This is a genomic window from Thalassovita sp. ABM4_323, from assembly GCF_056158665.1.
This window is the reverse complement of the sequence record NZ_JBSWTS010000007.1, coordinates 2,367,826-2,382,819: the sequence shown is the minus strand read 5'-3', so window position 1 is coordinate 2,382,819 and position 14,994 is coordinate 2,367,826. Positions and strand designations below refer to the sequence as shown.

14 protein-coding genes and 1 pseudogene are annotated in these 14,994 nt (G+C 60.6%); 11 read left to right on the top strand and 4 right to left on the bottom strand.

The features are described from left to right. Positions 1 to 73: 73 nt before the first annotated feature. On the bottom strand, positions 74 to 814 hold the full coding sequence (locus tag ACXADQ_RS14225) for an acyl-homoserine-lactone synthase (protein ID WP_475321865.1): 741 nt from the start codon (positions 812 to 814) through the stop codon (positions 74 to 76). A 361-nt stretch (positions 815 to 1,175) separates the two neighbouring features. Between ACXADQ_RS14225 and ACXADQ_RS14220 the strand changes: the two genes are divergently transcribed. The 3 genes from ACXADQ_RS14220 (at position 1,176) to ACXADQ_RS14210 (ending at position 4,180) form a co-directional block, all read left to right on the top strand. Beyond that, complete coding sequence (locus ACXADQ_RS14220; protein WP_475321861.1) at positions 1,176 to 2,558, top strand: sensor histidine kinase; 1,383 nt, start codon at positions 1,176 to 1,178, stop codon at positions 2,556 to 2,558. A gap of 93 nt (positions 2,559 to 2,651) precedes the next feature. Further along, the gene (locus ACXADQ_RS14215; RefSeq protein WP_475321857.1) at positions 2,652 to 3,740 is read left to right on the top strand and encodes a PAS domain-containing sensor histidine kinase; all 1,089 of its coding nucleotides are present in this window, start codon (positions 2,652 to 2,654) and stop codon (positions 3,738 to 3,740) included. A gap of 11 nt (positions 3,741 to 3,751) precedes the next feature. Then, positions 3,752 to 4,180: a response regulator gene (locus ACXADQ_RS14210; protein WP_475326085.1), complete on the top strand. Its 429-nt coding sequence runs from the start codon at positions 3,752 to 3,754 to the stop codon at positions 4,178 to 4,180. Here the strand turns inward: ACXADQ_RS14210 and ACXADQ_RS14205 are convergent. The 3 genes from ACXADQ_RS14205 to ACXADQ_RS14195 are packed head-to-tail and all read right to left on the bottom strand — an operon-like array spanning position 4,177 to position 6,703. Then, positions 4,177 to 4,950: a LamB/YcsF family protein gene (locus tag ACXADQ_RS14205; RefSeq protein ID WP_475321855.1), complete on the bottom strand. Its 774-nt coding sequence runs from the start codon at positions 4,948 to 4,950 to the stop codon at positions 4,177 to 4,179. The two genes, ACXADQ_RS14210 and ACXADQ_RS14205, sit on opposite strands and share 4 nt — an antisense overlap. Beyond that, the gene (locus ACXADQ_RS14200; RefSeq protein WP_475321851.1) at positions 4,947 to 5,963 is read right to left on the bottom strand and encodes a 5-oxoprolinase subunit C family protein; all 1,017 of its coding nucleotides are present in this window, start codon (positions 5,961 to 5,963) and stop codon (positions 4,947 to 4,949) included. Before ACXADQ_RS14200 ends, ACXADQ_RS14205 begins: the two co-directional genes overlap by 4 nt. Continuing rightward, complete coding sequence (locus tag ACXADQ_RS14195) at positions 5,960 to 6,703, bottom strand: 5-oxoprolinase subunit B family protein (protein ID WP_475321848.1); 744 nt, start codon at positions 6,701 to 6,703, stop codon at positions 5,960 to 5,962. The genes ACXADQ_RS14200 and ACXADQ_RS14195 overlap by 4 nt, the downstream gene beginning before the upstream one ends. Before the next feature lie 182 nt (positions 6,704 to 6,885). On the opposite strand from ACXADQ_RS14195, the gene ACXADQ_RS14190 reads away from it, so the two are divergent. From ACXADQ_RS14190 to ACXADQ_RS14155, 8 genes and pseudogenes are all read left to right on the top strand, one after another. Next, a complete protein-coding gene (locus tag ACXADQ_RS14190) occupies positions 6,886 to 7,359 on the top strand; it encodes an aminoacyl-tRNA deacylase (RefSeq protein ID WP_475321843.1) in 474 nt (157 codons plus the stop codon). Positions 7,360 to 7,432: 73 nt separating this feature from the next. Continuing rightward, complete coding sequence (locus ACXADQ_RS14185) at positions 7,433 to 8,233, top strand: helix-turn-helix domain-containing protein (protein WP_475321840.1); 801 nt, start codon at positions 7,433 to 7,435, stop codon at positions 8,231 to 8,233. Between the two features lie 110 nt (positions 8,234 to 8,343). Further along, a complete protein-coding gene (gene accB / locus ACXADQ_RS14180) occupies positions 8,344 to 8,811 on the top strand; it encodes an acetyl-CoA carboxylase biotin carboxyl carrier protein (protein ID WP_475321836.1) in 468 nt (155 codons plus the stop codon). 4 nt (positions 8,812 to 8,815) lie between these two features. Beyond that, positions 8,816 to 10,174 (top strand): acetyl-CoA carboxylase biotin carboxylase subunit, encoded by a 1,359-nt coding sequence (locus ACXADQ_RS14175; protein WP_475321832.1) that lies wholly within the window; start codon positions 8,816 to 8,818, stop codon positions 10,172 to 10,174. Beyond that, a complete protein-coding gene (locus ACXADQ_RS14170) occupies positions 10,171 to 11,631 on the top strand; it encodes a hypothetical protein (RefSeq protein ID WP_475321828.1) in 1,461 nt (486 codons plus the stop codon). The genes ACXADQ_RS14175 and ACXADQ_RS14170 overlap by 4 nt, the downstream gene beginning before the upstream one ends. Beyond that, positions 11,628 to 12,473, top strand: a complete 846-nt coding sequence (locus tag ACXADQ_RS14165) for an HAD-IIA family hydrolase (protein ID WP_475321824.1) — start codon at positions 11,628 to 11,630, stop codon at positions 12,471 to 12,473. The genes ACXADQ_RS14170 and ACXADQ_RS14165 overlap by 4 nt, the downstream gene beginning before the upstream one ends. After that, entirely contained in the window at positions 12,470 to 14,464 is a 1,995-nt protein-coding gene (locus tag ACXADQ_RS14160; protein WP_475321821.1) for an acetoacetate--CoA ligase, read from the top strand. Before ACXADQ_RS14165 ends, ACXADQ_RS14160 begins: the two co-directional genes overlap by 4 nt. Next, positions 14,461 to 14,991: pseudogene (locus ACXADQ_RS14155) on the top strand (SDR family NAD(P)-dependent oxidoreductase); the annotation flags it as partial. The gene ACXADQ_RS14160 and the pseudogene ACXADQ_RS14155, both read left to right, overlap by 4 nt. Positions 14,992 to 14,994: the final 3 nt, after the last annotated feature.

Here is a 14,994-nt window from a genome sequence, read left to right as displayed (position 1 = left end):
ATGCCTTGATGCTGGTTCCACGGGGCAGTCCCCTGCCCCGTTTATGGCGCGTCCAAGAGGCGGTGTTAACCCCTTACTGTACCTGTTGCTGTCCGGCCTGGAACTTGCCAGCGTTGAAGATCGCGGCCTGGCTGGTCACCCCGTCGATCGAAAACTTGCGCCCAACAGGCACCGCATCCAGATCCATCCGGCGCAGCCAGCGCGACCAGACGGCAGGCACAATCCCGATCGTATGGGTCGCTCCCATCTGCACGGTACACGCCACCATTTGCCCCATGATCACGCTTTGCACCTGGATCCGTCGGGACGACGGGACATCCTCGGCGATGAACAGGCGCGAGGCTTCGACGATACGGCGCTCGACCGGAGCCTCGATAAACAGCACATCCTGTGGAATGCTGTCCAGCATGCCCTGCTGCGCGTCTTTCAGCATATAAGTGTAGACCCCGCATTGGGCCGTCGTCGGCAACAACCGAAAGCCCCCCAGAATCTCGCCATATTCGTGCACGGCCACCCAGCGACACTGAGGGGTGTCATACTGGTCGAACTCCATGCCCTCGGTATGCGGCAAATCCCAGTGGAGCCGATCGATGAAAGTCCGCTTGCGCGCCTTCAGAAAACTCGGCAACAAATCGCCGAACTGCCCCGCATTGGAAAACGAGATCATGGTCGACTTTACGTGCCCGGTCGGCGCCAGAGCAGGTCTTTTGGCCGAGGCCCGTGCCACCCTTGCGGGTTTTCTGGGCACTACGGGTTCAAGTTCCGGAAAGACCTGCAAAGAGCGCCCCTGACGCCCTGTAACTGCAATGTTCATTTTTCCTGCCCGATCTTTTTTTCCCAGTTTAGGCAAGTGCTTGCGCAAATCACCTAAGATTTTTCACTACGATACCAAAAAAACGCCACAATGGTGTACGGGCAACACATGCCGTAACGTTAAGATGATGGAGACCCTGTGCGTCGCGACCGAAAACTCAGCGCTTGCCCCCTTATATTGCACGTTTAGATTAAAATTTTCAACCAATGTTAGTTTTTGGTTAATCTGAATCGCGCATAAATGAAATTTGCCGATTTTTTTTGACCAATGGGAAAAAGAGGGTGCACCGCCGAATTTTCGCCAATATCGTAAATTATTAATGAATGACGACAGATAAGAAACGATACGGCAGCCATGCGTCATGCCCCTTCGAGCGTTATATACCAAAGTCCAGCAGGACTGGCTCAGGCCCGAGCGGCTTGAACGCCAGTTAAGGGACTATATTGATGTCACAACAAACCTGTTGTGGCAGCGCCAGGCGATCTTTCTGGCGGCGACGCTGCTGACGGCCTTTTATTTTGACCCAATTACCGCCTTTGCCAGCTATACCGGGGTGCTGTTCTCGGAAGTGCTGGATCTGATCGCCGCGCGACGTATTCGCCGCTGGAAGGGTGGCGACATCCAGCATAGCTATCGCTTCTTGCTGTTCATCCTTGTGAACACGCTTGTGAGCTCGGGGGCCATTTGTCTGTTCATCATCATGGTCGCCTTGCAGCAGGAAACCGGTGGTCACTTCACGCCGTTGTTCTTCTTGTTTGCGGCCGCCCTGTTTGCAGCGATGAACAACCATCAGGTTTTGCCGGCACTGACCCTGCGCCTGCTGATCTATGGCGCCACGTTCGCCTACATCGCGTTGATGGACATTCTGCGCTACTATCCGCCCATTGATTCAAGCCCTTGGCTGGAATTCTTCACCATTCTGTTCGTGATGTATTTCATCGTCGATATCTCGTTTCAGTTCCTCAAACTCTATCGCGCCGGTGTGCGCCAACTGGAAGAGCTGCGTCGCGAACACGAGCGCACGCTGGCAGCCCTGACAGTGAAATCGCAATTCCTGTCCACCGTCAGTCACGAGCTGCGTACGCCGCTGACCTCGATCAAGGGCTCGCTGGATTTGGTGAACAAGGGCACGTTGGGGGATGTGCCCCCGCAACTGAACTCGGTCCTCGAAATCGCGGGCAAGAACTCGGTTCGCCTGGCCAACCTGATTGACGACCTGTTGGATCTGCAAAAATTCGAGGCCGGCGAGATGGTGTTTCATTTCGAACCGCTCAGCGTGAACAAGCTGGTACAAGATGCCATCGACGCCAATGACGGCTTTGCACAAAGCATGGATATCCGGGTGACACCCCTGCTGCCCGAACAAGAGTTCTTTATCGAGGGCGACCGCAACCGGCTGATGCAGGTGCTCAGCAACCTGTTGTCCAACGCCGTCAAATTTTCGAAAGAGCGGGGTCATGTCGATGTACGTGCCCGCGCGACCGAGGACGAGGTCACCATTTCGGTGATCGACTATGGCATGGGTATCCCCGAAGGATCGGACGATCGCGTCTTCGGCCAGTTCACCCAGGTTGATTCCTCGGATCAGCGCAAGGTGGGCGGCACCGGACTGGGAATGAATATCTCGAAACAGATCGTCGGGCGCCACAAGGGCAAGCTGGAATATCTAAGCACCCTGGGTGAGGGCACGACCTTTTTGCTGACGCTGCGCCGCGCCCATCCTCAACAGACTGCGGAGGACTAACACATGCCCCTCCCCCAGATCTGACCAAAGGTATGTTCGAGCCTGGGCAAACCTGCCCCCTTTATGTGTCCCTAAGTAACGAATGTTAAATTTATGTTCCACTCCATCCCAACCAATCTAAGCCAGCGATACCTGTCCAATATCCTGGAAGAGTTGCACGACGAGGTCTACGTTTATGACGCGGACTCGCTGCGACTGATCTACGCCAACCGAACGGCGCGCCTTCGTTGTGACTGGGCCCTTTCCGAGGTTCGAAACAAGACGATTTCGGATTCCTCGGCCAAATTTGACACGGTTGGCTTTCACAAACATGTTGAACCGCTGCGTCTTGGCATGACCGACACCGTCACCATTGAAACCGTGCACGAAAAGGGTCTGGTCGAAATCAGTACCCGATTGCTGTCGGCCTTTGGTCAAAGCAATGTCTTTGTGTCTGTTCTGCGCGACCGTGAACACCGCCGGCAGCTGGAACGCGCCAGATCCGAGGCCTTCTCGGAAATCGTGCACGATCTTCGCACCCCGCTGACCTCGATTATGGGCGCGCTCAAACTGATGGACAGCGGCGCAATGGGTGATCTGCCTCCAGAGGCCAAGAACATGGTCGCTCTGGTGCAGCGCAACGCCGATAACCTGCTGTCAATTGTCGAAGACGTGCTCGAGCTGCAAAAACTGGGGTCGCGCAAGGTGGCCGATGACGAAGACCACATCCCTCTGGACCTCATTGACCTGACCAAAGAAGCCGTCACCTCGCATCTGGGCTATTGCGCGGTGCACAATGTCTCGATCGAGCTGGTGGCCGCCCCCGATCACGGCTGGATCATGGGCGTTCCTCTTCGGCTGCACCAACTGTTCGCCAATCTGCTGTCCAATGCGATCAAGAACTCGCCCGCTAATGACACCGTTCTTGTGCGCATCAAGGACCTGGATCAGAACTGGCAGATTCGCATCACCAATGGCGGGCCGGGCATCCCCGAGCATCTGCGCGAGACGATTTTCGATACCTATGTGCAGGCAACGCCCGCAAATGCATCCAAGGTCAAAGGGACCGGCCTGGGCCTGGCGATATGTAGAAAAATAGTCAAATCGCATGGTGGAGAAATCGGCATCTCATGCGATAATGATGACAGAACAACTTTTTATGTGAATTTGCCGAAACAGCCACCGCCATCCTCGCCCGGTTGACCTGCGGCGAAATTAGACAACAAGACCAAAAAAGATACGCACGCGATGGAAGACCTGAAAAAATCCTACATGTCGACGATGACGAAGATATTCGTGTCATCGTGAAGATGGCGCTGGAACTGGTGGGACAATTCGAGGTCGATCAGTATTCTTCGGGGCCGGATGCCATCGCCTCGGCCGAAGCGTTCAAGCCACAGATGTTTCTGCTGGACGTCATGATGCCAGAAATGACCGGCGAGGAAACCTGGCAACGCCTGCGTATGATCCCCGGCATGAACGACATCCCCGCGATTTTTCTGACGGCCAAGGCCGAAACCGCCTTTGCGGATCGTCTGTTGGAACAGGGGTGCCTGGCCGTGATCACCAAACCTTTTGATCCGGTCGATCTGTGCGCCAAAATCAGCCAGTATTGGGCCGAGTTTCAGACCGCAAACTCCTAAAGCGGCGCCCCGTCAAACATCGCTATCGCGACCCCGGCCTGTTCAAGGCGAGCGCGAACCGCCCCAGCGATCTGCACGGCCGAAGGCGTATCCCCATGCAGACAAATCGTATCGATCCGCGTCGGAATGCGGGCGCCTGATGTGCTGAGAATCGCGCCCGCTTGCACCATTTCCAGCACGCGCGCAGCCGCTTGGGTCGGATCATGAATAACCGCGCCGGGCTGGCTGCGATCCACCAACGTCGCGTCCTCATTATACGCTCGATCCGCGAAAATCTCGCAGGCAGTGTGACACCTCAGATCCTCAGCTGCGGTCTGTTGCTGCGTTCCGGCCAGCACCATGATGATAAGATCGGGGTCCAGATCCAATGCTGCGCGATAACAGGCCAGGGCCATCTCCTTGTCTTCGGCCGCCATGTTCGCCAGCGCACCATGCAGTTTCAAATGCCGCACCGCTCCGCCCTGTGCCTGGGCCAAAGCCCGAGCCGCACCGAGCTGATAGCGAACAAGATTTGCAAGACTTTCCAGGGGCATATGCAATCTGCGCCGACCAAACCCCTGAAGATCGGCAAAGCCCGGATGAGCACCGATTCCCACGCCTTTTTCCACCGCCAGCGCCATGGTGCGCGCCATCGTGTCCCAATCGCCCGCATGCAGACCACAGGCCACATTGGCCGAGCTGACAATCCCCAGCAGCGACGCGTCATCGCCCAGTGTCCAGGGCCCAAATCCCTCGCCCATATCCGCGTTCAGATCGACACTCAGAGTCATAAGCAATCCTTTTCGGTTCCGGAAATCGCGCCGCTGATCAATTGATACGAAAGCAGATCGCCAATGTCATGGGGGTTGCGGACCAACGGAAACAAAGCCTTTGGCAACGCCGCCAATTCGGCGCGGTGGCGGCGTTCTGCCTCAAGCGCCTCGGATTGGCTGACAAAGCGGAATCTCAGCGCCTCGCCAGGACGGGCCTGCGCGACCCGCGCCAGATCGCAGGGCAGAACCGTTCCGATCCGGGGATAGCCGCCGGTGGTTTGACATTCGCTTAACAACACGAAGGGCGCCCCGTCACCCGTAATCTGGATATCGCCAGGGGTGATCACTTCGGAGAGCACACTGAGCGCGCCTTCGATCTGAAATCCGGGCCCGTCACAGCCCATTTTCACGCCCATGCGATTCTCGCGCAAATCGCGGGTAAAGTCCGTGTTTTCAAAGCGTTGACGGACGCTCTGAAACAGGTCCGTTTGCAGGGATTCGACCAGGCGCACCTCGCCCGCGCCAAAGCGCGCGATGGGGCGCAGGCCTTGGCCAACCGGCCCGCCCGTATCGGCCCCAACCTGCAAAACCTGCCGCGTTTCCAACAAGCCTCCGAGGCCCGCTGCCAAATGGGCCGAGCACGCGCCAAGCTGCTGATTTGCGTGAAATCCGCCGCCCACATGGAGATACCCATAGCTGCCAGTTCTGACGGCGCCGAAGCGCAGCGTGGCCCCTTTGCGTAGCAGATGGCTGGCATTCCAGCGCAACGGCTGCTGATCAATCTGTGCGCTCATCTGTGCACCGGTCAGTGCGATGCGCATGTCCTGTGACGCCGTGAAATCGCCTCCCATTCCGGCCATTTCGATCGCTGCGCAATCCGGGGATTGCTGCAACAGCGCCGCGCCCTCGGCCAGGGCGACCCGATCCACCGCGCCACCACGCGACAAGCCAAATGACAAATAGCCCGGCCGCCCACGATCCTGCAGGCTCATGCCCATTCCGGCACGCAGGATGGTCAGCGCACGGGTCATGTCAGCACCTCAAATGTGGCGCCACCATCGATGTCGCTTCGCAGCGCTTCATAGGTCTCGCGCGGGATCGAGGGAAACAGCACCTCGTCCCCCGGGCGCAGCACAAAGGGGGTATCACTGTCGGGACGGAACAACTGCAAGGCCGTCTGCCCCACATGTCGCCATCCCGTCTGGGTGGCCACCGGAAACAGCACCAGCTGACGAATGGCCACCGCCAACGCCCCTGCCGGAACCCGTGGGGTCAGCTCGGTCTGTCGCGGGATATCCCAGGCCTGCGGCAAGGCCCCTAGATACGGCATTCCGGGCGCAAAACCAATGGTTTGCACGCGAATCCGCGCGGAAGACAACGAGGCGATGGCCTCGGCTTCGCTCAGACCAGCCACAGCTGCGGCCTGCGCGAACTGAGGAGCCAGCTCCGTTCCATAGACCGTCGGGATGCGCCACAATCGGCGCCCCTGAGGCAGGGTTTGGGCATACCAATCGCGCGAGGCCAACAAGGTCTGCAAATGCGCGCGCAGCACCGATGGCGCGACCGCCAGCGGATCAAATCGAACGAAACAGGACACCAGAGAGGTCGCGCTTTCTTCGACCCCGTCCGGCGTTGCCCGATCCAACGCTGCGCGAAATGCCAAGGCCGCGCGATTGGCAGGCTCGCTCAGTTGATCGTCAAAACTAACCAACAGACCATCCAGACCAACCGGGCGGATGGCGGGCCATGTGTTTTGCGAGGTGTCAGTCATGCAGGGGCTTTCACGCGTTACAGTCAAATTCGCACTGTTCGCAATTCCTACGATCATCGCAAGGCGTCAATCCCTTCGGCCCACAATCCACACGCGACATACGCGCCCACTCTCCTCCCGACCTGTTGGCGAAGGCGCGTGTTTCATGGAACAGTTCGTGCGTCACAAGTTGAAGGCCCGAAATGAGCACCGCCACCCCCGCTACGCGCTATCTCAAGCAACTTGGCCTCGCGTTCGAGGTCCTGGAATACGACTATGCCCCCGGCAATGACCGGGTGGGGCTGCAAGCGGCCGAGGCCATCGGCGTGCCCGCTTCGCAGGTGTTCAAAACGCTGATGCTCGAGGTCGATGGCAAACCAGCTTGCGTCGTCGTGCCCTCAGATCAGACCGTGTCGATGAAAAAGGCCGCTGCAGCCTTTGGCGGGAAATCGGCCAAGATGATGGAGCCCACCAAAGCCGAGCGACTGACGGGCTATCACACCGGCGGGATCAGCGCCTTTGGTCAAAAGAAACGGGTTCCGATCGCGGTTCATGACAGCCCCGCTCTGGACGGCCCGGTGGTGATCAACGCGGGCAAACGCGGGATGATGCTGCGGCTGGATCTGGCTGCCGCGGCCCAGAGTGTAGAGGCCCGGCGCTGCGCCCTGTGCGCGTGAAAGAGCGACAGCTTGCATTGCCTGATCGGGCCACAGATGGCACAGTTGGGCGGCATCGCGGAACCCCGGACACATGAGCAATCTGCAAGTCAAATCCATCAATGCGCTCGAGCGCGGCCTGAAGGTCTTGCAGATTTTGCAGACGACGGGCGCGGCGTCGCTGGCGGATCTGCACCGGATCACGGGTATTCCCAAGGCGTCCCTGCTGCAAATCCTGAAAACGCTGATGGAACAGGGCATGGCCTGGCAAAGGATGGCCGACAACGCCTATGTGCCCTCGTATTCCCTGTCGGAAATGGCGCAGCGGATCGACTATGAAAACGCGCTGGTCGAGGCCACGTCGCCCGTGTTGATCGCGCTGAGTGACGCGGTGCAATGGCCCTCGGTCCTGGCGGTGCCGCGCCTGACGCACATGGAGGTGATCGAGACCAACGCCAGCCGTGCAGGTATCGACAACGTGCCCCTGGGACCTGTGGGTTTCCAGATCAACATGCTGCGTTCGGCCTCAGGGCGGGCCTTCATCGCCTTTTGCGAAGACCCCGTGCGCGAGGCCACGCTGGAACGTCTGCGCCGGTCCGGTCGCCCTGGGGACAGATGGGCGCATATCCCTGAATACATTGATAAATTCATCTCCGAGGCGCGCGATTGCGGCTATGCGTTCCGCGATCCCGATTTCGGCGGCAGCTTCGATCAAAGCCGCACCGGCGAGGACGACAAACGCGATTCTATCGGTGTTCCGATCCGCTTGGGGAAACATGTGCCCGGCGCGATTAACATCACCTGGTCACGTCGTGTGTTTACCCGTGAAAAGGCCGTTCAGGTCTTTGCCGCCCCCCTGCTGGACGCCGCAGACCAGATCGCCCGCAAGCTGTGATCGCCCATCGTTTCACCCAGTGAAATCGTCTCCGATCCCAGATTGAGCCACGCCCGCCCCCGCCCCTAGGCTTGCCGCAACATATTTTCGCTGCAGGAGGAGGGCACGCGATGAGCGGGCTAACACGCGACGACATCAATCACATTCTAAACCTCATCGACGGCTCGGAATTCAACGAGCTGAAGCTGGAAATGGGCGACGTCAAACTGGAACTGCGTCGCCGCGGAGCAGGCGCCGCCTCAGCGCCCGCTGCACCCGAAGCGCCAGCGGCTACTCCCGTGGCTGCGCCCGCTTCGGCCCCCCAGCCGGCGGCGGCGGCACCCGCCCCGGCTGGTGGTGGCAGCGATGTACCCGCGCCACTTTTGGGCACGTTCTACCACGCGCCCAAACCCGGCGATCCGGTCTTTGTGCAGGTTGGGGACACCGTGACCGAGGACACCGTGATCGGCATCATCGAGGTGATGAAGCTTATGAACCAGGTTCAGGCAGGCGTTGCTGGCACCGTGACCGAGATCGTCGCCCCCAATGGCGAGTTGGTCGAACATGGCCAGACGCTGATCCGCGTGCAGCCGGCCTGATCCGATGACCCCGATCAAACGCATATTCATCGCCAACCGGGGCGAGATCGCCGTGCGCGTGATCCGCACCGCCCGCGCTCTGGGGATCGAAACGGTTCTGGGTGTCTCCGAGGCCGATCGCGACACGCTGGGCGCGCAACTGGCCACGCGGGCCGTCTGTCTGGGCCCGGCCGCCGCGACCGAAAGCTATCTAAAGGTGGAAACCGTGGTGCAAGCCGCGCTGGGAACAGGCTGTGACGCCATTCATCCCGGCTATGGTTTTCTGTCGGAAAATCGTTCTTTGGCAGAGGCTTGCGCCAAGGAAGGTCTGATTTTCATCGGCCCTGATCCGGCCAACCTAGAGGCGGTCGGGGATAAACTGACCGCCCGCACCCACGCCGAAAACGCTAAGGTGCCGCTGGTGCCAGGCGGCACCGTGGACACCGTCGAAGAGGCGCTGGAGCTGTCTGAACGTGTCGGCTATCCGATGCTGATCAAGGCCGTTTCCGGCGGCGGCGGGCGCGGTATGAAACGCGTGGACCGGGCCGAGGATCTGCCCGGCCAGCTGGACCTTGCGATCTCGGAGGCGACGGCCGCGTTTGGTGACGGGCGCGTTTACCTAGAACGCTATGTCCGTGTGGGCCGCCATGTCGAGGTTCAGGTGATCTCGGACGGGACGACGGTTTTGCACGCAGGCGAGCGGGATTGCTCGATCCAGCGGCGATACCAGAAAGTCGTGGAAGAGGCCCCCGCCCCCGAACTGCCCGAAAAGCTGCGTCAGGGCGTGCTGCAAGCCGCCACCGATTTCGCGCGGCACATCGGGTATCGCTCGTTGGGGACCGTGGAATTTCTGGTCGATGTCGAACGCGAGGAATTCTATTTCCTGGAAATGAACGCCCGCGTGCAGGTCGAACACCCCGTGACCGAGGCCATCACCGGCCTGGACCTGATCGCCACCCAGATCGCGATTGCCGAGGGTCGTCCGCTGGGGATCACCCAAGACGACATCACCCTGTCCGGCCACGCCATCGAATGTCGCCTGAACGCCGAGGATATCGACAATGACTTCATGCCCAGCCCCGGCCGGGTGACGCAGGTCTGGTTCCCCTCGATGCCCGGGCTGCGGGTCGACAGCCATATGCAACCGAGCGCGATGATCTCGCCCTATTACGACAGCATGATCGCCAAACTGATCACCTGGGGCCCGACACGCGCACAGGCGATCGAACGGATGCAGGACGCGCTGCGCGTGGTCAGCCTGGAGGGGCTGAAAACCAACGCTCCGCTGCACGCCCGCATCATGGATGACGACATTTTCGGCAAAGGCGGCGTGGACACCGGATACCTGCCCGACCTGCTGACCCGGCTGGAGGAAAGCCAATGAGCACCATCAAACTTTTGGACACGACGGTCCGTGACGGCAACCAATCGAACTGGGGCGCGACCGGGCTGGACACTGGCATGATGCAACAGATCGCGCCCGTGATGGACCGCGTGGGGTTCGACGCGATCGACTTCACCACCTCGACCCATATGGCCGTGGCCGTGCGCTTTAAACAAGAGGACCCGTGGGAACGCCTGCGCCTGTTCCGCGAGGCCACGCCGAACACGCCACTGTCCTTTCTGACCACCGGTATGCGCTTCATCAGTTGGGAGGCCGCCAGCGAAGAGCTGATGGAATTTGCCTTCCGGCTGCTGGTGAACAACGGCATCCGTCGCTTTGCCGTGATGGACCCGATGAACAACGTGCCCGCCATGCTGAACATGGCTGACCTGACCCGCAAGGCGGGGGGTGAACAGATCGTAGCGGCGCTGACCTTTACCCTGTCGCCGATGCATGATGACGCGCATTGGGCGGACAAGGCCAAGGCGCTGACCAGTTCGGGCAAGTTCGACAAGCTCTATATCAAGGATCCGGGCGGGCTGATCTCGGCCGAACGGGCCAAAACGCTGATGCCTGCGGTCAAGGCGGTGATGGGGGATATTCCGCTGGAATTCCACTCGCACACCACCATCGGGCTGGCCTCTTTCGCTTATCTGGAGGCCGCAAATCAGGGCGTCTACAGCCTGCATACCTCGGCCAGTTCAGCCGCGAATGGGACCGGCCAGCCGTCGATGAGCACCACTATCGGCAACCTGCGCGACATCGGCCACAGGGTTGATGTGGACGACGAGGCCGTGGCGGAAATGGACAGCTATTTCAGTGTCTTGGCGCAGGCCGAGGGCCTGTCAGCCCGTGGCCCCGGCGACTATGACCGCAGTTATTTCCACCACCAGATCCCCGGTGGCGTGCTGGGCACAATGATCCGCCAGCTTCAGGAAACCAAGCGCGAGCATCTGCTGCCCGCCGTGTTGAAAGAGGTCGAAAAAGTCCGCGCTGAGCTGGGCTATCCGATCATGGTGACGCCCTTCAGCCAGTTGGTCGCCACGCAGGCGTTGCTGAACGTGACCTCCGAAGAACGCTATCAGGTGGTCCCGGACGAGGTGACGCGCTATGTGCTGGGCCGTTTCGGCACGCCCGCCATGCCGATGGACGCCAATATCGAGGATCGGATCAAATCCTCGGCCCGCGCCAAGGAACTGGAAACCGAGGCCAAGATGGCCTCGCTGGACGAGCTGCGCGCGCGGATCGGCAAGGGATACTCGGATGAGGAATTCCTGCTGCGCGCCACCATGCCCGCCGATCAGGTGGACGCGATGGTCGCCGCCGGACCCGCGCGCCGGGGCTATAATCCGAAGACCAAACCGGTGCTGGACCTGGTGCAAGAACTGACCGCACGCAAGAAACTGGGCGGCGTCAAAATCCAGAAACCCGGCTTTAAACTGGAGCTGAGCGAATGACCCAGATGCCTGACCATCCCATCCGCGCCGCTGTGTTCGACATCGACGGCACGCTAGCGCTGATGAATAAGGAACAGGGCACCTTCACCGCCCTGCCCGGTGTGATCGAGACGCTGGCCGCCTGTCGCGCCGCCGGGATCAAGGTGGTTGCCTATACCAACGGCACGTTTTTTCCACCCGCGCATTACTATCCGCTGCTGGCTGATGCGGGCATTGTGATTGATCCGGGCCATATCCTGACCCCGGCCGAGGTCGCCGCGCAGGCGCTGAAACGTCTTGGCTATCAACAGGTGATGGTGATGGGCGGTGATGGCACCCGCGTGCCGGTGCAGGACGCGGGGATCGAGGTGATCGACCCCACCCCTGAAGCCCCAAAGGTTGACGCCGTATTGCTGGGCTACACCCGCGATTTTGGCGCAACCGAGCTGGAATCCGTGGTGCAGGCCGTCTGGGACGGGGCCAAGCCCTATGCCGGATCTGTGGCCCCCTATTTCGCCTCGTCCAAGGGGCGGATGCTGGGGATCTCGGGCGCGATTGCGGCCGCCTTGGAAAACGCCACCGACGTGCCGGTGACGGTCTTTGGCAAGCCCGAAACCGCGGGACTGGAAATCGTGACCGCGCTGACCGGTGTTCCGCCGCATGAAATGGCCGTGGTTGGCGATGATCCGAAACTGGAAATCCGCATGGGCCGCAAAGCAGGGTCCTTCTGCGTCGGCGTGACCACCGGCATCTCGGACACCGCCTTGTTCAACAGCTTTCCCGAGGACGAGCGCGCCCACGTGGTTCTGTCCAGCATGGAAGACTTCACCAGCCAGCCTTGGTTCAAAGGGGTGCCCGCATGATCAACGAAGGTGACATCCTGTGGGAGGCCTCGGACGCGCGGCGCGACAGCTCTCATATCACGAAATACATGGGCTGGCTGGCGGATCGGCAGATGCCGCAATCAGACTACTGGTCGCTGTTCAACTGGTCGATCCAAGACCCCCAGGCATTCTGGCAATCGCAGTGGGATTATTTTGACATCCTTCATGATGGCGAGATCGAGCAGATCCGCACCGATGATCCGATGCCCAAAACGCGTTGGTTCACCGGTACACGGTTGAACTATGCTGAACATGTGCTGCGCCATGAATTCACAGGCGATCCGAACCGCACGATGCTGCATCATAGCTCGGAACTGCGCGAGGCCGCAGAAATGAGCTGGGGTGAGGTTGGCAGCGCGGTCCGTCGTCTGGCCCAGAACATGCGCGATATGGGGCTTGGTCCGGGGGACCGTGTGGTCGCCTATATGCCCAACATCGCTGAAACCGTGATTGCCATGCTGGCCACCACGGCGATCGGTGCCACTTGGTCCAGCGCCGCACCGGAATTCGGGGCGCAAACGGTGATTGATCGGTTCAGCCAGATCGAGCCCAAGCTGGTATTCGCCACCAACGGCTATCGGTTTGGCGGCAAGGATTTCGACCGGATTGATGATCTGGAACGGATCATGGGCGCGCTGCCCTCGGTCGAGCATCTGGTGATGCTGGACTATCATCCGAGCGCGCGCAAAACCCCCAGTTTCAAGGGCCAAACCGCCACCTGGGCCTTTATGATCAGCGGTCCCGAGATCGGCGCCGATCAGTTCGAATACGAGCGCGTCCCCTCGGACCATCCGCTGTGGATCTTGTTCTCGTCCGGCACGACAGGCTTGCCCAAACCCATCGTGCAGGGCCACCACGGGATCGTTCTGGAACACTACAAATCCGCCGCCCTGCATTTCGAAATCCCCGAGGATGGCGCGCTGTTTTTCTATTCGACGACCGGTTGGATGGTGTGGAACACCCTGATGTGGGGCCCGCTGATGAACGGCCGCGCGGTGCTGTATGACGGGCACCCGGCCTATCCTGATGCGGGCCTTTTGTGGCGGATTGCGGATGAAAGCCGTGCCACCACACTGGGCGTCAGCCCCACCTACCTACAAATCGTGCGCCAGCAAGGCATTGAACCGAAACGTGATTTCAGCCTCAAGCCGCTGCAATCGGTGATGCTGGTCGGCAGCCCAGCCACGCCCGAGGTGTTCGACTGGGTCCTGACCCATGTGAAATCCGACATCTGGGCCACCTCGCAATCGGGCGGAACCGAGTTTTGCTCGGGCATCCTGGCGGGTTCGCCTTTGCTGCCCACGCGCGCGGGTGAAATCCAGGCCCCTGCCTTGGGTCTGGATGCGGTTGCCTTTGACGAAACCGGACAGCCAGTTGTCGGCGATGTCGGCGAGCTGGTGCTGCGCCAGCCCGCGCCCTCGATGCCGCTATACCTGTGGGGGGATGACGATTTCAGCCGCTACCACGACAGCTATTTCGATGTTTACCCCGGCATCTGGCGCCATGGAGACCGGGTGAAATTCAACGAACATGGCGGCAGCTTTGTTCTGGGCCGTTCAGACGCGACGCTGAACCGCTATGGGGTGCGCATCGGCTCGGCCGAGATTTACCGCACGCTCGAAGGTTTCCCGCAGATCGCCGACAGCCTGATCATCTGTATCGAAGAGGCCGGCGGCACCTTCTATATGCCGTTGTTCATCAAGATGGCCGAGGGCGAAGAGCTGACCCATGCACTGGCGGCGGAGGTTTCCAAACGGTTGCGCGCGGAACGCAGCCCCCGCCACGTCCCCGACGAAGTGATCGATGTGGCCGACATTCCCACCACATTGACCGGCAAAAAGATGGAGGTCCCCGTGCGCAAACTGTTGCTAGGCCTGCCGCTGGACAAGGTCGCCAGTCGCGACGCCATGCGCAATCCCGAAGCCATCGATTGGTTCGTTGATTTTGCCCGAAAACGGTTGTCGGCATGAGCACGGATATCTTCGATCTGACAGGAAAGGCCGCGCTGGTGACAGGCGCGGCCTCGGGGCTTGGGCGGGAAATGGCGACCGCATTGGTCGACGCAGGTGCGCGGGTGCTGTGCTTTGATCTGGATGGCGTGACGCTGCCCGCCACATGCGCCGCGCTGGGATCGCGCGCCATCGCGATGGAGGGCGACGTGACCGACGCCGCCCGTGTCAGTGCCGCCGTTGATCTGGCCGTCAGCCGGTTCGGCACGCTGGATATCGTGGTGGCGAATGCGGGCTTGTCCGACCCCACCGCGCAGCTGTTTCACGAGGCGCCCGAGGACGACTGGACCCGCGTGATTGACGTGAACCTGGGCGGGCTGGCCCATCTGAACCGCGCCGCGTTGCGCCAGATGATGCGGCAGGGGTCAGGCAAGGTGATCAACGTCGCCTCGATGTGGGGAATTGCCGGGCCCGCCGGGCTGTTTGCGCGACCCGCCTATGCCGCCAGCAAAGGCGCGGTGGTGAACCTGACGCGCGAGCTGGGCCTGGAA